General features: G+C 35.5%; 20 protein-coding genes and 1 tRNA gene. 14 read left to right on the forward strand and 7 right to left on the reverse strand.

Translation table 11 applies throughout. The features are described from left to right. Positions 1–41: 41 nt before the first annotated feature. A complete protein-coding gene (locus J2Y60_RS19690; RefSeq protein ID WP_309994731.1) occupies positions 42–167 on the forward strand; it encodes a hypothetical protein in 126 nt (41 codons plus the stop codon). A 28-nt stretch (positions 168–195) separates the two neighbouring features. Here the strand turns inward: J2Y60_RS19690 and J2Y60_RS19695 are convergent, their stop codons facing one another. From J2Y60_RS19695 to J2Y60_RS19710, 4 genes are all read right to left on the reverse strand, one after another. After that, on the reverse strand, positions 196–534 hold the full coding sequence (locus J2Y60_RS19695; RefSeq protein WP_309922879.1) for a hypothetical protein: 339 nt from the start codon (positions 532–534) through the stop codon (positions 196–198). A 2-nt stretch (positions 535–536) separates the two neighbouring features. Continuing rightward, positions 537–1490: a hypothetical protein gene (locus J2Y60_RS19700; protein ID WP_309922881.1), complete on the reverse strand. Its 954-nt coding sequence runs from the start codon at positions 1488–1490 to the stop codon at positions 537–539. A 329-nt stretch (positions 1491–1819) separates the two neighbouring features. Beyond that, positions 1820–3028 carry an NADH-quinone oxidoreductase subunit D gene (locus tag J2Y60_RS19705; protein WP_309922883.1) on the reverse strand — a complete coding sequence of 403 codons (1209 nt, stop codon included), beginning with the start codon at positions 3026–3028 and terminating at the stop codon, positions 1820–1822. A gap of 109 nt (positions 3029–3137) precedes the next feature. After that, positions 3138–3692, reverse strand: coding sequence for a DUF4833 domain-containing protein (locus J2Y60_RS19710; RefSeq protein ID WP_309922884.1), 555 nt, complete (start codon positions 3690–3692; stop codon positions 3138–3140). 390 nt (positions 3693–4082) lie between these two features. On the opposite strand from J2Y60_RS19710, the gene J2Y60_RS19715 reads away from it, so the two are divergent. The 7 genes from J2Y60_RS19715 (at position 4083) to J2Y60_RS19745 (ending at position 13544) form a co-directional block, all read left to right on the forward strand. Then, on the forward strand, positions 4083–4763 hold the full coding sequence (locus tag J2Y60_RS19715) for a response regulator transcription factor (protein WP_309922886.1): 681 nt from the start codon (positions 4083–4085) through the stop codon (positions 4761–4763). Continuing rightward, positions 4760–6127 (forward strand): ATP-binding protein, encoded by a 1368-nt coding sequence (locus J2Y60_RS19720; protein WP_309922888.1) that lies wholly within the window; start codon positions 4760–4762, stop codon positions 6125–6127. Before J2Y60_RS19715 ends, J2Y60_RS19720 begins: the two co-directional genes overlap by 4 nt. A 181-nt stretch (positions 6128–6308) precedes the next feature. Then, positions 6309–7568, forward strand: a complete 1260-nt coding sequence (locus J2Y60_RS19725) for a TolC family protein (protein WP_309922890.1) — start codon at positions 6309–6311, stop codon at positions 7566–7568. Between the two features lie 4 nt (positions 7569–7572). Next, the gene (locus J2Y60_RS19730; protein WP_309922892.1) at positions 7573–8622 is read left to right on the forward strand and encodes an efflux RND transporter periplasmic adaptor subunit; all 1050 of its coding nucleotides are present in this window, start codon (positions 7573–7575) and stop codon (positions 8620–8622) included. A gap of 96 nt (positions 8623–8718) precedes the next feature. Further along, entirely contained in the window at positions 8719–10092 is a 1374-nt protein-coding gene (gene mgtE / locus J2Y60_RS19735; protein WP_309922894.1) for a magnesium transporter, read from the forward strand. 11 nt (positions 10093–10103) lie between these two features. Further along, positions 10104–10406 (forward strand): DUF190 domain-containing protein, encoded by a 303-nt coding sequence (locus J2Y60_RS19740; protein ID WP_309922896.1) that lies wholly within the window; start codon positions 10104–10106, stop codon positions 10404–10406. Beyond that, positions 10407–13544, forward strand: a complete 3138-nt coding sequence (locus J2Y60_RS19745) for a CusA/CzcA family heavy metal efflux RND transporter (RefSeq protein ID WP_309922898.1) — start codon at positions 10407–10409, stop codon at positions 13542–13544. A gap of 447 nt (positions 13545–13991) precedes the next feature. Here the strand turns inward: J2Y60_RS19745 and J2Y60_RS19750 are convergent. Next, positions 13992–14065: transfer RNA gene (locus tag J2Y60_RS19750), tRNA-Ile, on the reverse strand. 139 nt (positions 14066–14204) lie between these two features. Between J2Y60_RS19750 and J2Y60_RS19755 the strand changes: the two genes are divergently transcribed. The 6 genes from J2Y60_RS19755 to J2Y60_RS19780 all read left to right on the forward strand — a co-directional run bounded on the left by J2Y60_RS19755 (position 14205) and on the right by J2Y60_RS19780 (position 20210). Next, the gene (locus tag J2Y60_RS19755) at positions 14205–14618 is read left to right on the forward strand and encodes a hypothetical protein (RefSeq protein WP_309922901.1); all 414 of its coding nucleotides are present in this window, start codon (positions 14205–14207) and stop codon (positions 14616–14618) included. Between the two features lie 373 nt (positions 14619–14991). Continuing rightward, entirely contained in the window at positions 14992–16224 is a 1233-nt protein-coding gene (locus J2Y60_RS19760) for an HD domain-containing protein (protein WP_309922903.1), read from the forward strand. 53 nt (positions 16225–16277) lie between these two features. Next, positions 16278–17312 carry a UDP-3-O-(3-hydroxymyristoyl)glucosamine N-acyltransferase gene (lpxD, locus tag J2Y60_RS19765; RefSeq protein ID WP_309923079.1) on the forward strand — a complete coding sequence of 345 codons (1035 nt, stop codon included), beginning with the start codon at positions 16278–16280 and terminating at the stop codon, positions 17310–17312. Further along, on the forward strand, positions 17305–18699 hold the full coding sequence (locus J2Y60_RS19770) for a bifunctional UDP-3-O-[3-hydroxymyristoyl] N-acetylglucosamine deacetylase/3-hydroxyacyl-ACP dehydratase (RefSeq protein ID WP_309922906.1): 1395 nt from the start codon (positions 17305–17307) through the stop codon (positions 18697–18699). The genes lpxD and J2Y60_RS19770 overlap by 8 nt, the downstream gene beginning before the upstream one ends. Before the next feature lie 38 nt (positions 18700–18737). Beyond that, the gene (gene lpxA / locus J2Y60_RS19775) at positions 18738–19514 is read left to right on the forward strand and encodes an acyl-ACP--UDP-N-acetylglucosamine O-acyltransferase (protein ID WP_309922908.1); all 777 of its coding nucleotides are present in this window, start codon (positions 18738–18740) and stop codon (positions 19512–19514) included. A gap of 75 nt (positions 19515–19589) precedes the next feature. After that, the gene (locus tag J2Y60_RS19780) at positions 19590–20210 is read left to right on the forward strand and encodes an ABC transporter ATP-binding protein (RefSeq protein WP_309922910.1); all 621 of its coding nucleotides are present in this window, start codon (positions 19590–19592) and stop codon (positions 20208–20210) included. Positions 20211–20614: 404 nt separating this feature from the next. Here the strand turns inward: J2Y60_RS19780 and J2Y60_RS19785 are convergent, their stop codons facing one another. After that, positions 20615–21652 (reverse strand): PfkB family carbohydrate kinase, encoded by a 1038-nt coding sequence (locus J2Y60_RS19785; RefSeq protein WP_309922912.1) that lies wholly within the window; start codon positions 21650–21652, stop codon positions 20615–20617. A 13-nt stretch (positions 21653–21665) separates the two neighbouring features. After that, positions 21666–22796, reverse strand: coding sequence for a hypothetical protein (locus J2Y60_RS19790; protein WP_309922914.1), 1131 nt, complete (start codon positions 22794–22796; stop codon positions 21666–21668). Between the last annotated feature and the right edge of the window lie 2 nt (positions 22797–22798).

Genomic DNA, 22798 nt, shown 5'->3' on the forward strand with positions numbered 1-22798 from the left:
AAATAAATCACCTTAGGTGAAATGAAAAATCCACCCAGAATATGAGTGGATTTTATTCTAAATCAATATCTAAAAATAATTTTCAAGGAAAGCCTAAGAAGATTAAACGATTAGTAGCGGTAGCCCTTGCGGTTACCGTTTTTTTGTTTTCAGACAAAATAGCGTAACCGCAAGAGATTTCCTAAAGTAGCAATACTATCCTAACTCATTTTCTTTCATTCCGACTAACATTTCTGTTAAACCTCTGAGTTTTGAATGACTAGCAGGAATACATAATTTAAAAACAATTAGTTTTTTGTAGAGAATTTCTCTGTATAAATCTGTATCATTTTCATACTCCCTCAGCGATGTTATATAAGTAAGACTAACTAACTCTTTGAATAAATCTATTCCTAAGTCCAATTCTTGCGCTGTTTCTACGCCATTAGGATATGATTCAATAAACATGTCTGCCGCAGCAAGCATTATTTTGTAATGATGGATATCATTAAGCTTTTTATAATTCTCTATGCTTTTTCTTATTTCAGAAACCATTATTAATTGTCTATTTGAGGTAAACATTTTGGATTTATTTGCTCTTTCGGAGTACTAGATTTTAACCAAAGGTCACTTTTAGTATTATTGATGATTAAAGACTGTATTTTCCCTCCAGGGGTATTATAAACTGTATTGGGAGTAGCATTAGCAAATTGTTTAGTTGGAGCTATGAAAGATTGAAAAATGACATTGTCGTCAACAAGGGATTTAATTGTAAACACATCGTATTCTGCACTAACACTACTTAAAGGTAATCCTAATTTTTGTTCTAATTGCGATGGATTTGCCTTTATCCAATTGTATTCTGATTCCGATAGATAGTACGGAGACGGAGAATTTATGTTACCTCCCTTATAAACAATTTTATAGAGAATTTCATTTTTGGCTACTGTTACTTTTACAGGATCAGAATTTTCAGCACCTGAATTTATTACACCCGGTAAATAGTTGTTAGCATCAGCAAGGGTATTATACATTGCTTTCATTTCACTATCCAATATAGGGTTAGTTTGTTTAAAATCATTATAATTACGTCCAATTGTTTGAAATGTTGTATTACTCCAATTCTTTGCTGGAAAACATTTATCAATCCAACTATTCCAAAAATCTGTTCGTTGTGCAACCCAATTGACAGTATCAGAACTTTCTTTGGCTCCCAGATAATTATTCTGTTTAGAGTACTTATCATTTCGTGCTTCTACACGAGCAATATCTTTATAATTTCTTTTTGCCTTCTTTGAAGATTTATTTGAATCATCATCATCAATTGTAGCATCAATAACAGATTTTGTAGTAGTAGCATGATTAATAATTGCTTCAGCTATTCCCAAAAAGTTAGTATTCCCAATCGTTTTTCCTGATTTTTCGAAAAGAGCTACATCTGCTTTACTAGGCATTGCTAATGCCAAAATGGTTGAGCAGAAAAAGAGAATTTTGGTAAGAGTCATTTTCATATTCTTAGTGTTTACGGTTTAAAAAATTGATTTATAGATTAGGCTGTGTGATACTAGCCTTAATTTTCAGTATAGATTTTTCTAGTGATTTGAGGCTCCCCAGCAAATAGAGGATACATCCTTCATATTATTTTAAACAATTCATTCAAATTTCACTCAATATTCAATTTTCTTTATAAAAACCCAAAATTCATCAATAAAACATTTTCTTTTTTTATTATACGGTATATTGCAAACAAAAAATCTCCTCTTCGTAGCTGTTTTACACAAACTACAAAGAGGAGATTAACGTCTTTAAACCTTACATCACATATTTTACTACTCCGTTTTTATCTATCCACTTCACCCATTACTAAATCCATTGAGCCAATGATAGCTACTAAGTCTGCAAGCATTGCTCCACGGCTGATTTCTGGAATGATAGATAAGTTATGCAACGAACAAGCCCTTGCTTTCAAGCGAACAGGAATATCCGAACGTCCGTCAGTACGAAAAAAGAAGCCTAATTCACCCTTTGGATTTTCGGCACGAGTATATAAATCCATCGCTTGCGGACGAATCTTTTTAGGTACTAAGGCTTGTGGATTAAACTCAGTAGTGCGTTTATGGTCATTAGTAAGTTGAATCAAACATTGCTCAATAATCTTGATAGACTCATCACATTCCAATACCCTTACATAGTTCCTATCCCAGCAGTCGCCCACAGTTCCCATTTCTCCTTTGCCTACAGGAATATCAAAATCAAGTTCTGGATATACCGAATAGCCATCTACTTTACGTAAATCTACTTTCAGCCCCGACCCTCTTAATACAGGCCCTGTACATCCATAATTGATGGCCAAAGCCATTGGTAATACACCTACATTGGCTGTTCGTTGGATAAAGATTTTGTTTTCGATAATCAACTCCCGTAGCTCAACCATTTTAGGTTTCAGGTAATTGACAAACTCTAAACAACGTTCTTCAAAGCCTACTGGTAAATCATAAAACAACCCTCCTACCCAAATATAATTATAGAGCATCCTTGCCCCTGTTATCCATTCTAACAATCGTTGAATATGCTCGCGGTCGCGCATTACCCATAAAAAAGCCGTGTATGCTCCGATATCTAATCCATAAGTACCCACAGCTACAAAGTGTGAGGCTAGTCGATTGAGTTCGGCTACCAATACACGAATATATTCGATGCGTTTAGGGAGTTTACCTTCTAACTCCAAGAGTTTCTCTACGCCCATTACATAGGCGTGTTCTGAATTCATGGCGGCCAGATAGTCCATTCTATCCACATAAGGAATGATTTGATTGAATGGCAACGACTCTGCGTGTTTTTCAAAACAACGATGCAAATACCCTAAATGTGGCACAACATCTACGACAAGCTCACCATCAGAAACCACTTCCATCCTCAAAACCCCGTGTGTAGATGGGTGCTGAGGACCAAGCGATAAAATCATCTCTTCCGACTTCAAATCCTTTAATTGGTGTTTGTTTGAATCAGAAAGGCGAAAATTTTCGGGCTTGTATTGATACTGTACCATATTAAGTGTTGTGTTGTGAGTTTAGAGTGAGGAGTTTTGAATTGTGAGTGGTGAGTGAATTTTACAATATCACTCCTCATTCATCACTCAAAATTCATCACTCAAAAAGTTATGGCTTAAATTTTTCGTATATTTCTTTGCCAGTGGCTACGTCTTTACCCCAAAGTTCGATATAAACCACAGAAGGCATCATGCCACTTTCATCTACTTTAACAAATACTTTTTTAAGAATTTGCATTTTACCATTAATCGGGAATAATGCTACAGGCTCTCCTTCTGGGGTAAGTTTCACAACAAACCTTCTTTTACGATAAGCCAAAAAGTGTCCGTCATAACTTTCCTTTTCAGTAGCTACTTCTTTGGTATGTAATCCATAAGCAAGCGTACGCTGAATAGATGTCAGCTCTTGTTTATGTCCGCCTTCGGCATATTTTATCCAATAAGTATGAACTGGATTTTTAGGATTCAATTTTTTATCCGCCATCAAGTTAGCATCATATACTACCGTGTTGGCATTAGAACTTCGTTGAATATAAAACAAACGAATATCTGAATCTGGAGGAGTCGGGAATACATCGTTTGAAGCAACCGTCTTATTTTTTTGTGCTAAACTATTGAATACAAATAGAATAGAAATGAGGATAATTGTTTTTGAAAATCGCATTGTTAATGTTATTGTTTTCCCCAATTTTCATGTTGAAAAAACCAGAGAACAAGCAGTTAAGATATCTTATTGATTGCTTCAAGCCAATTTAATATTCTTAAAAAGAACATTTGTAAATTGGGAGGCTCAAAGGTAACAAAGCTTCTCAAGATTTTTGTTCCATAAAAAGTAATTTGCTTAATTTTCTACGAAAGAATTTCAATTTTGTTGTTTGAAAAATGTATAAATGAGTAAACGGTAATTTATTAGTCATGAGATTGAAAAAAGATTTAAACGACAAAGGAAATTTGTATTTTTAGGAGATTAGGCTTCTAATACGATTCTCATTCAATAATTCATCTAAATTTGTATTATTCCCGACATAATAAATAATACAGTAAATAATAAAGCATGAACATTCTCATTATTGAAGATGATGAAAGAATAGCCTCTTTGGTAAAACGAGGATTGGAAGAAAACGATTATACCGTAACGATTGCGTATGATGGTATGATGGGTAAGAAACTGGCTTTACAAAACGACTATGATTTAATCATTACTGATATTATTCTCCCCAAACTTAATGGCCTTGAGCTTTGTAAAGATATTCGTGCTGCCAAACCCAACACATTAATTATTATGCTGACGGCTTTGGGAACTACTGATGATAAAGTAGAGGGCTTTGATGCTGGAGCAGACGATTATCTGGTAAAACCTTTTGACTTCCGAGAACTTCATGTCCGAATCAGGGCTTTGACCAAACGCCAAAGTAGTAAAACGGGTCATCAAGGTTTTATCTTAAAATATACTAATTTGGAATTGAATAATCAGACCAAAACCGTGAATCGTTCAGGAATAGACATTGCCCTTACGCCCAAAGAGTTTAAACTGCTGGAATATATGATGCGAAATGCGGAGAGGATTTTGAGCAGAACCGAAATTGCCGAAAAAGTTTGGGATACACATTTTGATACAGGTACTAATTTTATCGATGTATATATTAACTATTTACGCAAAAAGATTGACAAAGACTTTGAACCCAAGCTTATTCATACAAAATCTGGAATGGGCTTTATCTTTAAGGAAGAATGAAAATCAGAGAGAGGCTTAGTTTACTTTTTACGTTGCTCACAGCGGCAATAATATTGGTTTTTGCGGCTTTAGTATATTATGCTGCTTATCAAAACCGAGAAACTGAGTTTTATAATCGCCTCAAAAAAGAAGGCATTACAAAGGCTAATCTTTTCTTTACTGCTAAAGTAGACACAGCAACATTACAAAAAATCTATAAAAACAACCGCGAAACCATTAATGAAGTAGAAGTAGCGATTTATGATACTACTTTCCAACTACGCTACCATGATGCGTTGGATATTGACTTTGTCAAAGAAACAGAACAAATGATAGATGAAATTCGTAAGAAAAAAGAAGTACGTTTTTATCAAAAGGAATGGCAGGTAATCGGGCTACTTTTTCATGTAGACCAAAAGGATTACATTATTATGGCAGCTGCTTACGACCAGTTTGGTTATAAAAAGTTGCAGAATCTTCGAAATACCATCCTCATTATCTTTATCTGTTCTATCATCTTCATTTATGCCACAGGGCGTTTTTTCTCTAAAAAAGCGTTGTCGCCCGTTACCGAAATTGTCTATAAAGTAAAAAGTATTACAGCCTCTAATCTAGATTTACGGCTGAACAATAGTATAGGCAAAGATGAACTGGCTGAGCTCTCTAGCACTTTTAATGAAATGCTCGACCGCCTGGAAAAATCATTTGATGCCCAGAAACAATTTGTTTCTAATATTTCACACGAGCTCCGAACGCCTCTGGCCTCGATGATTACTGAATTAGAGCTTTCGACTCACAAAGAAAGAAGCATTGCTGATTATCAGATTGTTATAGAGAATGTCTTGACGGATGCTCAGAAATTAGCGAGACTTTCAACCAGTTTATTAGATTTTGCCAAAGCGAGTTATGACCCTTCGGAGATTTCATTTAAAGAAATTCGCTTAGACGAAATTTTATTGGATGCACGCCAACAAGTACAGCGAAAAAATCCTTGCTATCTGATTGACATTTTGTATGAAAATGAAGTAGAAAATGACGACGAGATTTCTATCAATGGCAACGAATACTTATTGAAAGTAGCTTTTGCAAACCTTTTTGAAAATGCTTGTAAGTTTTCAGCAAATAAAAAAAGTATCGTGTCTATTTCGGTGCAAAATGAAAAAGTGGTGCTACACTTTTCAGACGAAGGTATCGGTATTGATGAAAAAGAACTCTCTCAAATTTTTACGCCTTTCTATAGAGGAAGTAATAAGAAATATAGTGAAGGGCATGGCATAGGACTATCGCTTACTCAAAAGATTGTAAAGCTGCATGATGGTGAGATTGCTGTTAGCTCTGAAGTAGGCAAAGGCACAAAATTCACACTTGAATTTCCGCATCTTTAATATCGGTAGGGGCGTATTGCATACGTCCTTTTCTTGAAAATGTGAAATACTTGGATAACTACAAATACCATTAGTCCCTACCTTAATTTTCTAATGATTTTCTAATAATTTTCTAAAAGACCTCTAACTAACATTGTCCATTAAATAACCCAATTTTACCGCACAATCAAAGATTAATAAGATGATGCGGCTTCGAGAAATTCCCATAATTATTTGTCTTCTTGTACTAGTAGGCTTTTCATCCATAGCACAAGAAATTTATACTTTACAAAAAGCCTTGCAAACAGCAAAAGCAAACAATCCTGTTCTGAACACTCAACAGCTCAATGTTGGTATTGCAGAATCAGACATTATTACGTCAAAGCTTCGTCCTAATCCAAACTTGAACAATCAGACGCTGGTTTTAACTCGCCCGTCTTTGTATCCTGCCAATACAGATTTGGTAAGTCCACAAAACCGACAAGTGTGGTGGCAATTGACTAAAGTAATTCAGTTACCTGCACAACGACAAGCCAAAATAGACTTTGCTGAGAAAAAAACTATTCTTTCTCAGAAAGCTTTTGCAGAAACTGAACGCAATGTTTTGCAAGATGTAGCGATGAAATGGCTAGATGTTTGGGTTGCCCGCAAACAATTAGAAATTCTGAGAATTGCTAAAAACAATACTGATAGTTTGGTAAGCATCAATAAAATCAGGCTTGGGAAAGAAGTGATTACATCAACTGATCTTGCTAGAACCGAATTGCTGGCTAATCAATATGCCTTGCAACTCAAATCAAACGAGCAAGTGTATCAAAATGAATTATCCAATTTAAAATTTTTATTAGGTACTCAGGGTGATATTGATATTGATGTAAATGATAATTTCCTATTTACTTTCTCGCCTCGTTTAGATTCGCTCTTACAACAAGCCCTTGGCAATAGAAGTGACATTCAGGCGTATCAGGCAAGCATTCAGGTGGCTGAAAGCAATATTAAGTTACAAAAATCACTGGCAACTCCCCAACCAACATTGGGGGCTATTTATAACCCACAAAATACTGCCCCTTACGTTGGTTTTTATGGCTCTATAGATATTCCCTTTTTTGCTAGGAATCAGGGCGAAATCAAAAAGTCGTATTTACAAAAACAACAAGCTGAAAAAGGTTTGCAGGCAACACAAAGCCAGATTCAAACTGAGCTTTCTACAGCTTATAATGCTTATCAAGTACAAAAACAGAATATTGAGCAATTTAAAGATTTGCTAACAAAGTCTGAGAATATTCTGAGTAGCGTAAAATATTCTTATTTACACGGAGGAACAACCATTGTAGATTATCTGGAAGCCCAACGCAGTTGGTTAGATACTCAGCAACAATATTACGATACATTACAACAATATCGCCAAAGCTATATTCAATTGCTGTATGCTTCTGGTTTAATTAATCAAATGGCTCAATAAAACGATGAAAAATACCTTAAAAATAACACTGTTTTCTGTTTGGTTCCTTGCTGCTTGCGGAGGAAAAGAAAATCAAGGCGTTAAGAAAGTGGATGTATTGCCAAAAGTGCAGGAGAATGGCAGCAAAATTATTTTCCCAACTACGCCAAGCATGCGTTTTTTTGCTACTGAAACCTTAGGGAGTTCTTCGCTAAATGATGAAGTGACAGCACCTGCTAAAGTCTCGGCGACGGTTGTTTCTTCACAAGAGGGAGCTTCGCAGAATATTATCTTATTTGAAAATTCTGATTTAGCAACCAACTATACGTCGTTGTTACAACATTTACAAAATATCAGACAAAAAGCTACCATTATTCAGCAAAAGAAAACCGTTATCGCACGCAAGAATGTGGAAGTAAAAAGGTTTGAAGATTTGTTAAAAAACGGTGCAGGTACGGGAAAAGATGTAGCCAATGCTCAGGTAGATTTATTAAGTGCAGAAACAGAATTAGCAATAGTTCAAAATGATTTGGCCAACGAAAAAACAGCCATTATTGAACATGAAACTAAGCTAAAAACTGGAGGATTTAATCCAGAGGCTTTGAGAAATGCGCCAACAGGTAAAGCATTTATCATTTGTGATATTCCTGAAAACCAAATAAGTAAAATTAAAGAAGGTGGAAATTGCACGTTGCAATTCACGGCTTTTCCTAACGAAAAATTTACAGGTAAAATAGAAGAAGTAGCTGATGTAATTGACGAATCGACAAGAATGGTGAAACTAAGAGTTAGCTTAAACAATCCTAACCAGAAGTTGAAAGCAGGGATGTTTGCTACCGTTTCATTTGGCGTAAGCGAAGGTGCTCATATTAATGTTAATAAAAATGCGTTGGTAACAGTTCAAGGGAAAACCTATGTTTTCGTCAAAAATGACGCTAATACTTTTGACAGAAGAGAAGTAAGCGTTGGGAATCAAATAGGTGATAGAGTTATCATTTTTAGTGGACTGACCAATGGTGAAAGCATCGCTATCAAAGGGGTTATGCAGTTGAAAGGTTTGAGTTTTGGATATTGAGTTTTTCGAGACTTTAAGACGTAAGACACAAGACTGGATGATTTTATGGCTTGAAGACGAAAACCAATTACTAGTCACCAATTACTAATTACTCAAATGAAAGATGTAAGAGCAAAAATTTTAAAAGGCGATTTCAGCACTTTGTTGGGCTTGGATAGCGACAAAAATTTTGTGCATCCCAACGATGTCGCAATCCTTATTGGCTCTTTACCCCTAGAGGTTGCCACACAGTCTTTGATTTCTCTGCCCAAAGCCTCGCAAGCTAAAGTATTTGCCTACCTTAATTTCGACTGGCAGTTACAAATCATCAAAGGGATTTCTAAAGAAAAAGCCTCTGTCATTCTTAATAATTTACCTTCGGATGACCGCTTTGAGTTTTTCTCAAAATTGGTGGGAATAGAACAATCTCATTTCCTTGAATACCTATCAGAGAAAAATCGGGCTGAAACACATGATTTTTTTGGATACCCTACCAACAGTATTGCTCGCTTAATCAACACAGAATTTTCTACGATTGCAAGGCACATGACTGTTGGTGAAGCCATTGACCACCTCAGAGAACATCCGAATGATACAGAAGCGGCCAATGTGATATATGTGATAGATGAAGAAGGCAAGCTAGTAGATGATATTCCTATTCGCAAATTGGTGTTAAATGAATCCTACAAATCTATTGAAAGCATTCTTGATGGTTTTTGTGTAAGCCTGAATATTGAAGACACGAAAGAAATAGCCATTGATAAATTTAAAGAATATGACCGCGATGTATTGCCAGTAGTGGGTGATAAAAATGTTTTGATTGGTGTATTAACAGCCGATGATGTACTGGATTTTGCTGAACAAAGAGACACCGAAGATATTCAAAAATTCGGGGGGTTAGAATCATTAGATTTTCCATATGTAAAAACGCCAATACTGACGCTTATCAAAAAAAGGGCTGGTTGGTTGATTGTACTTTTCCTAAGCGAAATGCTAACGGCTTCGGCAATGGGTTATTTCGACGATGAGATTTCAAAAGCAGTGGTGCTTGCTCTTTTTATCCCTTTGATTATTTCAAGCGGTGGTAACAGTGGCTCGCAAGCCGCAACGCTCATTATTCGGGCAATGGCCTTAAAAGAGATTTCTTTCAGTGACTGGTGGTTTGTGATGAAAAGAGAATTTTCATCGGGTATTGTCCTAGGAATTATCCTTGGTGCCATTGGCTTTATCAGAATTGTCATTTGGCAACACCTTCACTGGTTTAATTATTCAGAACATTATTTATTAGTAGCCACCACAATATTTTTCTCGCTGATTGGCATTGTAATGTGGGGAACATTAAGTGGTTCAATGATACCGATTGCTTTGAAGAAATTAGGCTTTGACCCTGCCACCTCCTCTGCCCCTTTTGTGGCTACTTTGGTAGATGTAACAGGACTTATCATTTATTTCAGCATCGCAGCTTTCCTATTAAAAGGAACGTTGCTTTAATTAAAAACACTATGCTACAAGCTCAGATTTATATTGATGAGGACGAACTCTTTGGAACAAAATCACTACATGAGTTCATCATCCAATTCTTGATTGCCCAAAAAATACAAGGTTTAACCGTTTTTAAAGGCATTTCAGGCTTTGGCTCCAACAAGCACTTCAATCGTCCAAACGATTTATTTAGTTTCGACGAAACCCCCATCATGATTACTTTCATCGATGAAACAGAAAAAGTAAGAGCGGTTTTAACGGCTCTTAGAGTAGAAGTAAAAAGCGGATTTATTATTACCAACCCAGTTGAACAGTGGAAATAGATGATTAAGAACTTGTTAGTATTCAGCCTTCGCAATCGCTGGATTGTTATTGCGATAAGTACAGTATTGATGGCTGTTGGCTATTGGTGCTTTACACAATTAAAAATAGAAGCCTATCCAGATATTGCCGATACGTGTGTAATTGTAGTAGCACAATACGACGGTAGAGCTGCCGAAGAAGTAGAGCAACAAGTAACTGTACCGATAGAACGAGCCTTACAGAATACACCCAATGTATTAGACCGTAGGAGTCGTACTATCTTTGGGTTATCTGTTGTGCAATTGACTTTCAAAGATGGTACAGATGATTATTTCGCTCGTCAGCAAGTAATAGAGCGATTAAGCAGCGCTGCTTTACCTGCTGGTGTGAGTCCAGAGCTAGCACCGATGAGTACTGCTGTGGGCGAAATTTACCGTTATGTAGTAGAAGCTCCAGCCAATTTTAGCCAGACACAATTAAGAGATTTACAAGACTGGGTAATAAAACCTGCATTATTGCAAGTACCAGGTATTGCAGACGTTGTAACTTTTGGTGGTCCCTTGAAACAATACCATATTATTACGTCGCCTGAAAAGTTAAGAAAGTATAACCTGACTTTACAAAATGTTACAGATGCGGTAAATGTAAATAACCAAAACACAGGAGGAAACATCTTGGCCCGTGGCGGACAAGGTTTTGCCGTAAGAGGGTTAGGAGCTATTAAAAATGAACAGGATATTCAAAATATCGTGTTGAAATCGGATAATGGGATGCCTGTATTTATTCGAGATGTGGCCACTGTGGAGATTACTCCGCCACCTGCCAGTGGTGTTTTAGGTTATACCGTTACCAAAGATAAACTTGACGTAAATAGTGGCGTAGAAGGCATTATTTTGTTAAGACGCTACGAAAACCCAAGCGAAGTACTGAAACTATTGAAAGAAAAAATGGCGGATTTGCAAGCAAGCGAATTGCCAGAAGGTGTGCATTTACGCCCACTTTATGACCGAAGTTTCTTGATTGACCATTCATTAGAGACCGTAGCACATACTCTTTTTGAGGGAATCTCTATCGTCGTAATTCTATTGATATTTTTCTTAGGAAGTATCCGTAGTGCTTTTGTAGTGGCATTGACCATTCCTTTCTCTTTATTGTTTGCGTTTATATTAATGCGTTTGACGGGTATTCCTGCTAATTTACTTTCATTGGGGGCTATCGACTTTGGTATTATTGTAGATGGTGCCTGTTTGATGGCAGAACATTTAATCAGGAAATACCGAACAGCCACGGTAGAAGAAAAGAAACAGGGAATCATCAGAATTACCTTGCTTTCAGCCCAAGAGGTAGGTCGTGAAATTTTCTTTTCAGTTACCATCATCATTTTGGCTTATATGCCTATTTTATTGATGACACGGGTAGAAGGCAAGTTATTTTCACCAATGGCCTTAACCTTGGCGTTTGCAGTAATAGGTTCGATGTTGGCGGCACTTACGTTTATTCCAGTGTTAATTTCTTTCAGCTATAAAAAAGCGTTGGCAGATTTTGAAAAACCAATGAAAGAACACAAGAATTATGTATTGGATTTTCTGTCTAAACACTATGGTAATGTATTAGTAAAATTGCTGAAACATTATAAAAGAACAGTAATTATAGGTTTTACCATTGTGGCAACTTTTATCTTATGTGGATTGAAACTGGGCACAGAATTCTTACCAAGTTTGGATGAAGGTTCTATCTTCTTAAGAGGGAATTTTCCCGCAGGCATTACCATACAGGAGAACGCAAGTTATGCTCCAAAAATCAGGAGTATCATTGCTAAGTATCCACAAATTGCTTTTGTAATTACGCAAACAGGTAGAAACGACGACGGAACAGACCCATTTCCTGCTAACAGAAATGAGATTTTAGTCGGATTGAAGGATTATAGCCTCTGGAGTAAGACCATTTCTAAAAAAGAATTGGTTGATAAAATAAAAAATGATCTTCAACAACAATTACCTTCTGTATCTTTTTCTTCTGGTCAACCTATCATTGATCAGGTGATGGAAATCGTGACGGGTAGTGCCGCAGACCTCGCTATTTCCGTTGTAGGGGATGATTTGAAGATGATGCGACAAAAAGCAGACAGTATTGCGGTCATTGTAAAGCAAACCACTGGAGCTGATAATGTTAACATAGAGCAAGAAGGTCCGCAAGATCAACTAGCAATTAATATAAATCGTGAGTCCGCCGCACGTTTTGGCATAAATGTTGCTGATATACAAAATATGATTGAAGCGGCGATTGGAGGGAAAGCAATCTCAACTTTATATGATGGTACCAAACGTTATGATATTGTTGTTCGCTTTTTACCACAGTTCCGAAATTCAATCGATGCTATCAAAGATATTTTAGTACCCTCAGCAAATGGTTCGTTAATTCCCATGAGTCAATTAGCAGATATTCACTTTGTAGAAGGGCAAACGAATATTTATCGTTACGGAAGCAAGAGGATGGTAACTGTTCGTACAAATATCAAAGGCAGAGACCAAGGTAGTTTTGTGAAAGAGTTACAAGATAAGATTGATGCCAAAGTACACGTACCAAAGGGTTACCAAATAATTTATGGTGGTCAGTACGAAAACCTTGAACGCGCAGGCAAGCAATTAGCTTTCACGATTCCGTTAACAATATTATTGGTTTTTCTTTTCTTGTTTATGTTATTCAAGAATTTGCCTAATACCTTAGTAACAATGAGTTGTATTTTGTTCGCACTGGGTGGTGGTATCGTTGCCTTATTAATAAGAGGATACTACTTTAACGTTTCGGCAGGGGTTGGTTTCGTAAGTATTTTTGGGATTTCAGTAATGGCTGGGGTTTTATTAGTATCAGCCATTAATCGAGCGAAAGGGTATAATGATGCCGAGTTACAACAAAATGTATTGGTATCATCAAAAGAGCAATTAAGGGCCTTATTATCCATTTTAGTAGTTGCTATTATTGGTCTTGTACCGGCCGCTATTTCATCAGGAATTGGTTCAGATGTCCAACGCCCTTTGGCAACGGTTATTATCGGTGGTTTGAGCAGTACTTTAATTTTTGCACCACTGATTTTACCATCTCTTTATTTGTGGTCAGAAAAAAACAGAAAAATAAAAGTTATTGAAGAAACTGAATAATAATTATTTGAAGATATTAAAATGCCCTAATCTGCTTTGTTAATTCATACGGGAGCGTTTACAAAAACGCTCTCATTTTAAAAAAAATGCGTAACCTGCTTTTAACAAGAGTACCTAACCATTTATACACATTGTATAACCACTTTTTAAAAATCACCTAACTGCTTAAAAAAAACAATGGGTTGCCCCTTTTAAAGAGTACCTAACCATTTTTATAAAATAATACCTAACCACTTTTAATAAGAGTACCTAACCATTTATCACACAATGCCTAACCATTTTTATAAAATTGCCTAACTGCTTTTAAAAAACAATACCTAATCATTTTTCAAAGAATACCTAACCCACCATTTATAAGTAGTACCGTTTAGGCGTATTATTGTATGAAAGTATAATAGACGCCTAAACAAAAAAACTCATAATCAATTGATTATGAGTTTTTTATTGTGGGCCCACTTGGAATCGAACCAAGCACCTACTGATTATGAGTCAGTTGCTCTAACCGAATGAGCTATAGGCCCTACAAAGCTTTTAATTTCTTTGTGGTGCAAAATTAGAGGTTTAAAAGCATTTTTACAAAATATCTTTTTAAAAAAACATTTAAACCTTTTCAAGTACTACTCATCTAAGGGTTGTTTTTAAATATTAACTATCTCAGCAATGAAAAGGAAATTAATCTTTGCAGCGTGCTTAGTAGCCGCTACTTTTATGGTAAATGTTCAGACTTCTGTAGCTCAAAGTGCTGAAACACAAAATGGTGCTCCACAAGATATGACTCCTGAACAGAGAGTGGACAATCAATTAAAAAGATGGACTAAGGCTTTGAGTTTGACTCCTGAGCAAGTAACTCAGGTTAAGCCTTTGTTGATGGAAAGAGTGACAAAAAGAGAGTCTTTGAGAAATGCAACTGATAGACGTGCTGCTATGCAAGAGTTACGCGACCTTACTAAGGCACAGGATGAAAAACTGAAAACGATTTTTACTGCTGAACAGCTTACGAAATATACTGAGCTACAAAATGAAATGAGAGAGCGTGGTGGAAATGGTGGTGGTCGTAGAGATGGCAATAATTAAGTTTTTTAACGACTAAATAATTAAAAAAAATAGCGATGCAGGTTTTGTATCGCTATTTTTGTTATTGGGCTTCTTTGAGGGACTTTAGGACTTTAGGACTTTAGGACTTTAGGACTTTAGGACTTTAGGACTTTAGGACTTTAGGACTTTAGGACTTTAGGACTTTAGGACTTTTGGACTTTTGGACTTTTGGACTTTAGGACTTTTGGACTTTTGGACTTTTGGATATATGACACAGGATTTTAAGATGAAATGATATTTTGGATGACAAGTAGAAAGATATTTATATCTTGGAATTAAGAAATACAATTAAATATCTACTCGTCAATTATTCACTAACTCTCCACTCTTTAAATCACAACTAAAACAATACATGAATAAACGTAAAATAGTTAATGATCCTGTCTATGGATTTATTAATATTCCGACTGAATTAATTTTTGATTTGATTGAGCATCCTTACTATCAACGCTTAAGAAGAATCAAACAGTTAGGTATGGCCGAATATGTTTATCCTGGTGCTTTGCATACACGTTTTCATCATGCATTAGGCGCCATGTATTTAATGAACGAGGCCTTATCTACCCTAAAAAGTAAAGGACATGAAATTTCGGATGCAGAATGCGAATCTGCACAAATTGCTATTTTACTGCATGATGTGGGTCATGGGCCATTTTCTCATGTGCTCGAGTCTGTCATTTTGAATCATGTATCCCATGAGCATATTTCATTTCTGTTGATGGAAGAGCTCAATAAGCAACTAGGTGGTGCTTTGACGCTAGCAATAAAGATGTTTACGGGCAAGTATGAAAGAAAATTCTTTACACAATTAATTTCAAGTCAGCTAGATGTTGACCGAATGGATTATTTAAACCGAGATAGTTTTTTTACGGGTGTTCGCGAAGGTTTTATTGGGGCCGATAGAATTTTGAAAATGTTGGATATTGTCGACAACCAATTGGTGGTTGAACAAAAAGGCATTTATTCTATTGAAAACTTTTTAACGGCTCGTCGGTTGATGTATTGGCAAGTATATTTGCACAAAACCTCTATTTGTGCCGAAACAATGTTGATACAAATTATTACAAGAGCAAGAGAATTAATTAGGGCAGGTGAAAACGTTTTTGCTACACCCGCCTTCATGGTTTTTTTACAAAAAGATGTTAGTCTTCAAGACTTTATTTCTGACAAATCTTACTTAGAAGCCTTTGCCGAAATGGATGATTATGACATTTGGGCTTGTGTAAAAATATGGGCAAAACACCCTGACAAATTGTTATCTAATATCAGTAAAATGTTATTGGATAGGAATTTATACAAAATTCACATTTCAGACTCACCCATTGAACCATCTTTTCTTGAAAAAATTCAAATTGATTTACTAAGTCATGCTAGTGTTCAGGTAAGCGATTTACCCTATTTAATGATAGAAGGAAGTACTTCTAATGCAGCCTATGTATCTGGCAAACAGAACATTAATATCCTAACAAAAGACAAAAGAGTATTGGATATTGCAGAGGCCTCTGATTTACCCACAATAAAGGCATTAAGTAACATCGTCAAAAAATATTATATATGTTGGGCAAAGAATGTATATTTGCGGTAAAATATGTTAGGCGAAGCCGTCCAAAAACAAACCCCAACGACCACACCCCAAGAATGGAATTTACCGTTGAACAAATTGCTCTGATGCTAAATGGAGAAATAAAAGGAGATAAAAACCTTAAAGTCAACCAGTTAGCTAAAATTGAAGATGGAACAGAAGGCAGTATATCCTTCTTAGCGAATCTTAAATACGAGCATTTTTTATATACCACCCAAGCAACTGCTGTAATTGTTGATAAAACATTTGAGCCTAAAAAGGAGTATTCTCCTTGTTTAATCTTGGTTGAAAATGCATATTCGGCTTTTACTACACTTCTTCAAGAATACCAAAAAATCTTAGCAAATCAGAAGAAAGGCATTGAACAACCCTCATTTATCAGTAATTCTGCTACAATCGGTGAAGGTGAATATATTGGTGCTTTTAGTTATATTGCTAGTAATTGTAAAATTGGGAAAAACGTAAAAATATATCCTCATGTAACAATATTGGAGGCCAGTATTATTGGTGACGATTGTACCATTTATTCAGGTGTAAAAATCTATCCTAATACTCATATAGGCAACCATTGTACTATCCATGCCAATGCAGTAATTGGTGCGGATGGTTTCGGCTTTGCACCACAGGCTGATGGCACTTATCAAACGATTCCACAACTAGGCAATGTTTTAATAGAAGACTATGTGAGTATTGGAGCAAATGCCACGATTGACCGTGCTACGATAGGCTCTACCATTATCAGAGAAGGCGTAAAGATTGATAATTTAGTTCAAATTGGACATAATGTAGAAATCGGCAAAAATACAGTAATTGCTGCGCAGACAGGTGTTGCGGGTTCGGCAAAAATAGGTGCAAATTGTATGATTGGCGGACAAGTAGGCATTAATGGCCATATTAATATACCAAACAAAACGATTGCACTGGGGCAATCGGGTATTTCTAAAGCTCCTAATAAAGAAGGAACGATTTTAAGCGGTACGCCAGCTACTGAAAACATAGACTACTTGAAAACACAGGCTCTTATTCGTAAACTTCCTGCTACAGAGAAACGATTGAGAGAAATAGAAAATAAGTTAAAAAGCAATGAATAATAAACAGCATACCATCAAAAAATCTGTTACGATGTCGGGGGTTGGCTTACACACTGGTGTTGTAGCTAATATGACGTTTTTGCCAGCTCCGCCTAATCATGGATACAAGTTTCAAAGAGTAGATTTACCCAATCAGCCCATTGCAGATGCTGACGTAGATCACGTAGTAGATGTTTCAAGAGGAACAACCATAGAACACAACGGAGCCCGAATTAATACAGTAGAACACGTATTAGCAGCGATGGTAGGCTGTCAGGTTGATAATGTTTTGATACAATTGGATGGACCTGAACCACCTATTATGGATGGAAGTTCTATCAAATTTGTAGAAGCGATTTTAAATGCAGGTTTAGAACAGCAAGATGCTCATCGTAAATTTTTTGAAATTCCTTCTGAAATCAGGTATAAAGATGCTGAAAGAGGCGTTGAATTAGCGGCTTTGCCTTTGAACGATTATCGTTTGACGGCAATGGTAGATTATAACTCTAAGTTCTTGACAAGTCAGCATGCCAATTTAACGGCCATCAGCCAGTTCAATGAAAGCTTTGCTAAATGCCGTACCTTTTGTTTTGTACATGAGCTAGAAGCCCTATACAAAGCAGACTTAATCAAAGGTGGAGATTTATCAAACGCTATCGTAATTGCCGACCGCGATTATTCTGAAGAAGAGCTTAATCACCTTGCAATGGTGTTAGGTAAACCAAAAGTAAGCGTTTCTAAAGAAAAAGGCATTCTTAATAATTTAGAGCTATATTATAATAACGAGATGGCACGCCATAAGTTATTAGATATGGTGGGGGATTTAGCCTTAGTGGGTCGCCCTATTAAAGCTCAAATCTTAGCTGCACGCCCAGGCCATGCAGCCAATGTAGAATTAGCGAAGAAAATCAAAAAGTTGATGTTGGAAACTGAGAAAAACAAAGTGCCTCAGTACGACCCAAAGCAACCTCCTATTTTCACTTTCGAGAGAATCTACCAATTGCTTCCTCACCGTTATCCATTCCAAATGGTTGATAAAATCATTTATTTGGACGACCAGAGTGTAGTAGGTATCAAGAACGTAACCATGAATGAAAATTATTTTATGGGTCACTTTCCTAACAACCCAGTGATGCCAGGTGTTATGCAAGTAGAAGCAATGGCACAAACGGGTGGTATATTGGTGCTTAGTTCGGTACCAGATCCAGAAAACTACTGGCCATACCTAGTAGGAATTGAAAATTGCCGTTTCAGAAAAAGTGTAGTACCAGGCGATACAGTGGTTTTTAAATGTGATTTATTAGCCCCTATTAGAAGAGGTATTGCAAAAATGCACGGGGTAGCGTATGTAGGCGGACAAGTAGTTTGTGAAGCCGACATGACAGCTAGCTTAGTAAGAAAGAGTTAATTATTACGAATAATTATTCGTTGTTATCAATAAAAAATATGACACAACCCTTAGCGTACATACACCCCGACGCCAAACTTGCTCAAAATGTAGTCGTAGAACCTTTTACGGTGATTCATCAAAACGTGGAAATTGGTGAAGGTAGCTGGATTGGTTCAAACGTAACAATTTTTCCTGGGGCAAGAATTGGTAAAAATTGTCGTATTTTTCCGGGTGCCGTAATATCTGCTATTCCACAAGACTTAAAATTTCAAGGAGAAGAAACACTTGCCATCGTAGGTGATAACACTACAATTCGTGAATGTGTAACGTTAAACAGAGGTACTGTTGATAAATATAAAACGCAAGTTGGTAAAAATTGCTTAATTATGGCCTATTGCCATATCGCTCACGATTGTATCATCGGCGACAACGTAATTATTGCTAACAACGTACAAATGGCTGGACACGTAGAGGTAGGCGATTTTGCTCGTTTTGGTGGTACTGCCGCAGTACATCAGTTTGTAAAAATCGGAAAACACGTAATGATTTCGGGTGGAGCCTTAGTAAGAAAAGATATTCCACCTTATACAAAATCTGCTCGCGAGCCACTTGGTTATGTAGGTATTAATTCAGTAGGATTAAGAAGAAGTGGTTTTTCAGAAGAACAAATCTCGCAAATTCAAGAAGCATACAGGTATATCTATTTGAAAAATCTGAATACATCTGATGCCCTTACTCAAATTGAAATTAACCTTCCTGCGTCTTCTGAACGTGATGAAATTGTAAACTTCATCCGTAATTCAGAAAGAGGTATCATGAAAGGTCTTTCATAATAGTTATAAAAGGTTGATAATTGCTTTCTTAAAAGAATCTATTATCAACCTTTTTATTTAATCGAAGCATAACCCTTGAATATCAACGCTCAAAATCTCGGTAAAAAGTTTAGAAATGAATGGATTTTCAGAAAATTAACGCTGGAATTTCAGACGGGTAATTCATATACTTTTACAGGAGCAAATGGTAGCGGAAAATCTACTTTATTACAAGTACTTTCAGGCTTTATGCCTCATACTGAAGGCAATGTTGTTTTTCAAGAAGGAGATAAAGTACTTGAAATCGACCATTTTTATAAGCATATCAGCATTACAGCTCCATATTTAGAATTGATAGAAGATTTCACCCTTAGCGAACTACTAGCTTTTCATACTAAATTTAAGTCTTTACGAGACTCCTTTACTATCAATCAATTCATTGATTTTATTGAATTGCCCCAAGCCAAGAACAAAGAAGTAAAATATTTTTCGTCGGGCATGAAACAAAGAGTGAAATTAGGGCTTTCCTTCCTATCTGACTGCGAGATATTGATGCTTGACGAGCCAACATCCAATCTTGATAATAACGCAGTGAATTGGTACCTAAAAAACGTACAGGAGTATTCAAAAAATCGCTTGTTATTTATCTGTTCCAATCAGCCCTCCGAATATGAATTCTGTGATAAGGTTTTTAATATTCATGATTTTAAGGGGTAGAATTGGGAGTATTTTACACAAAACTCCTTCATACAGACTGTATAAAGGGATTTTAGTAGCCTCTAAAGGACAAATGTTGAACTTTTTTGTCGAGGATTTAAAGCGTTTACTGAATATCCCGATGAACCACAATACTATTTGACATAGGCATGAACTGTAAATTGAGAGTGAATTTGTTCAATCTTCAGTTTGAGCATTTTTTAATACGATAAAGTATTTCTTTGTAAAAACACCCTCACTTTTCAATAATGATTTAAGTACTCTTTTTGAGGTAAGATATAAAAAATGACAAAAATATAAAACCAAACTTCATTTTTTTAATAAGTTAGGAAGACATCTATTAAAACATCTTCCTGCTAAATATTATTAACGTTAGCACCTTCAGAAAGCAGTTGTAGGAATGTTTAATGTAGTAATAGAGAAGAGATGCTGTCAAAATTTTTAGAACTATTTTCAATGCAGATTTCTTTTGAAATAAAAGGTTTACTAAAACTATTTAAAATCAATTCTTCTGACATGTAATCTAATTCATTTTTATTGACATTGTACATTAATCCACGAGCACCTTTATATAAACAACTTAAAGCTCCTAAAGCTTGTCCATATATTAAAAAATCTTCAAACTTATTTGGGTCTATTTGATTTACTGTTGTTATATTATTTTCAATAAGTGATTTTATTATACCAGCAGTTGTCCAATCTCCAGCCCCAGCTGAATCTACAATTTTGACAAGATCAAATGTGGATACATGTTTCCATTCACCATCTCCTAATTGTGTATTAATTCTATAGTTAATACCTTCTTTTCCTAATGTTTCAATTTCAATTGGAATTTTTCCCTTTTCAAAAATTGATTTATAATGAGGTATTCTATCATTTGAAAATTTTATTATATCAACAAATTCAACAATCTCATTCAAAAGTGAAGTATTATCTATCTTTAATGATGATGGTTCAAAAATGATGATGGCTCCATTATTTTTATATAATTTGGCAAGTTCAATTGAACTTCTGCTAATTCTATCTAAATAAAAAAAGTCGCAAAATGATTTTCGATTATAAAGATCTTCAATTGATTTGACTAATACCGGTTTAAAGGATGGTAGATATTTTCCAGTTTCAGGATCCCTAAATTCAAATCTATGAATTGGAGTTCCGTCTTTTGATTTGCTTATACGCTGAATTATAATAGGTGTACTGCCATCATCTCCTTTAAAAATCAAGTCTGTTTTTACGCCCCAAATTTTAATATCATTAATAAGCTCTTCAGTTGCTCTATTATTTGCCAATCTTGCTATAGGATATGTACTAAATCCTAAGTATGACAAAATACTTAAGACATTTCCGCATGATCCACCAGCATACAATATTGGTTTAACTTCGGAATTCTTCTCTAATACCACATCTAGGGCAACAAGCCCTATCCCAATTATACTTTTCATTTCAATTGTATTATTATTTATATGGATCACCAGCAATCCACATATGAAAAAGTTCATTACTTTTTAATATTTCCTCTTTATCTTCTTCGCCTACAAATTTATGACTTATAGAATCAACATGCTTTATTCCAATTCTTAAATCTTTTCGTGTATCTTCAGAAAGTTTAGTTTCATAAACTGCTAAAAATGCACCTATCGTTAAAAGTTTACTTGACAACACTGAAACTATCACTTTAGTACCTCCAAATATTTTCAATGATTGACTGTGCCTCTCAATTGTATTTCTAATCAATCTATAAACTTGAAAAGGATTTTGCTCATCTGCATAGATAATATTTTTTATATCAAAATCACTATCATTAAGTAACTTGTCTTGATAGTGATTTATTAGTTCATCACCTCGTCTAAGATTTTTGGATGGGAACGGTAAAATTGCACATGTTGAAACTGGATTAACTGAACTTCTAATTTTTTCATATTGCTCCAATTGTTTTTCTCCAAGTATAGCAATCCACACCTCTTTAAATTTTTGATTTATTGCTAACTCATGAATACTTAATCCATGAATAAACTCAGCTGATTGTTCAACTCCTTCATCTTCAATTCTTGAGTCTAATATATAATTTTCTGTTACTACCACATGAAGATTAATAGTTGAAATTGTATAACCATCTATGATTTTTAAAATTTTATGCAATAGTGGAATAAATACACCTCTTGGCATTGCGCTAATATCCACAATAATGTCGGTATAACCACTTATTTTACTTATACCATCAACTATTCCATGTGCAGTTATAGAAGCAATACTTTTTTGTTCAGCTCTCGTTATAATAGGTACAATCTCACGGTTGGACTTATTAACCGATCCTAAGAATTTTTCTAATTCTTCTTCATGATACTGCACTTCATTGGTTGTAATATTAGCTTCCTTTTCTTCTTGACTCTGAAAATATCTAACACTTAATACATCTCTTTTACCAGATCCTTCAATACCATAAATACTCTTTATCCCATTTAGCGTTCGAGGATCAAAACCTAAACCGTGTATGTATAATAAATCTCTTGAATTCTTTAAATAATCTTGCCAAAAGTTTACGCAATCTTTAGATTTTTTATTTAGAACATAATTCTTCCATCTCATAT

It is taken from the genome of Arcicella sp. BE140, from assembly GCF_031456255.1.
GTDB lineage: Bacteria > Bacteroidota > Bacteroidia > Cytophagales > Spirosomataceae > Arcicella > Arcicella aquatica.

What these genes read in the sequence shown, in the direction of transcription:
- J2Y60_RS19690 (WP_309994731.1), top strand. Translation starts at nt 42, where the DNA reads ATGAGTGGATTTTATTCTAAATCAATATCTAAAAATAATTTTCAAGGA.
- J2Y60_RS19695 (WP_309922879.1), bottom strand. Translation starts at nt 534, where the DNA reads ATGGTTTCTGAAATAAGAAAAAGCATAGAGAATTATAAAAAGCTTAAT.
- J2Y60_RS19700 (WP_309922881.1), bottom strand. Translation starts at nt 1,490, where the DNA reads ATGAAAATGACTCTTACCAAAATTCTCTTTTTCTGCTCAACCATTTTG.
- J2Y60_RS19705 (WP_309922883.1), bottom strand. Translation starts at nt 3,028, where the DNA reads ATGGTACAGTATCAATACAAGCCCGAAAATTTTCGCCTTTCTGATTCA.
- J2Y60_RS19710 (WP_309922884.1), bottom strand. Translation starts at nt 3,692, where the DNA reads ATGCGATTTTCAAAAACAATTATCCTCATTTCTATTCTATTTGTATTC.
- J2Y60_RS19715 (WP_309922886.1), top strand. Translation starts at nt 4,083, where the DNA reads ATGAACATTCTCATTATTGAAGATGATGAAAGAATAGCCTCTTTGGTA.
- J2Y60_RS19720 (WP_309922888.1), top strand. Translation starts at nt 4,760, where the DNA reads ATGAAAATCAGAGAGAGGCTTAGTTTACTTTTTACGTTGCTCACAGCG.
- J2Y60_RS19725 (WP_309922890.1), top strand. Translation starts at nt 6,309, where the DNA reads ATGATGCGGCTTCGAGAAATTCCCATAATTATTTGTCTTCTTGTACTA.
- J2Y60_RS19730 (WP_309922892.1), top strand. Translation starts at nt 7,573, where the DNA reads ATGAAAAATACCTTAAAAATAACACTGTTTTCTGTTTGGTTCCTTGCT.
- mgtE (WP_309922894.1), top strand. Translation starts at nt 8,719, where the DNA reads ATGAAAGATGTAAGAGCAAAAATTTTAAAAGGCGATTTCAGCACTTTG.
- J2Y60_RS19740 (WP_309922896.1), top strand. Translation starts at nt 10,104, where the DNA reads ATGCTACAAGCTCAGATTTATATTGATGAGGACGAACTCTTTGGAACA.
- J2Y60_RS19745 (WP_309922898.1), top strand. Translation starts at nt 10,407, where the DNA reads ATGATTAAGAACTTGTTAGTATTCAGCCTTCGCAATCGCTGGATTGTT.
- J2Y60_RS19755 (WP_309922901.1), top strand. Translation starts at nt 14,205, where the DNA reads ATGAAAAGGAAATTAATCTTTGCAGCGTGCTTAGTAGCCGCTACTTTT.
- J2Y60_RS19760 (WP_309922903.1), top strand. Translation starts at nt 14,992, where the DNA reads ATGAATAAACGTAAAATAGTTAATGATCCTGTCTATGGATTTATTAAT.
- lpxD (WP_309923079.1), top strand. Translation starts at nt 16,278, where the DNA reads ATGGAATTTACCGTTGAACAAATTGCTCTGATGCTAAATGGAGAAATA.
- J2Y60_RS19770 (WP_309922906.1), top strand. Translation starts at nt 17,305, where the DNA reads ATGAATAATAAACAGCATACCATCAAAAAATCTGTTACGATGTCGGGG.
- lpxA (WP_309922908.1), top strand. Translation starts at nt 18,738, where the DNA reads ATGACACAACCCTTAGCGTACATACACCCCGACGCCAAACTTGCTCAA.
- J2Y60_RS19785 (WP_309922912.1), bottom strand. Translation starts at nt 21,652, where the DNA reads ATGAAAAGTATAATTGGGATAGGGCTTGTTGCCCTAGATGTGGTATTA.
- J2Y60_RS19790 (WP_309922914.1), bottom strand. Translation starts at nt 22,796, where the DNA reads ATGAGATGGAAGAATTATGTTCTAAATAAAAAATCTAAAGATTGCGTA.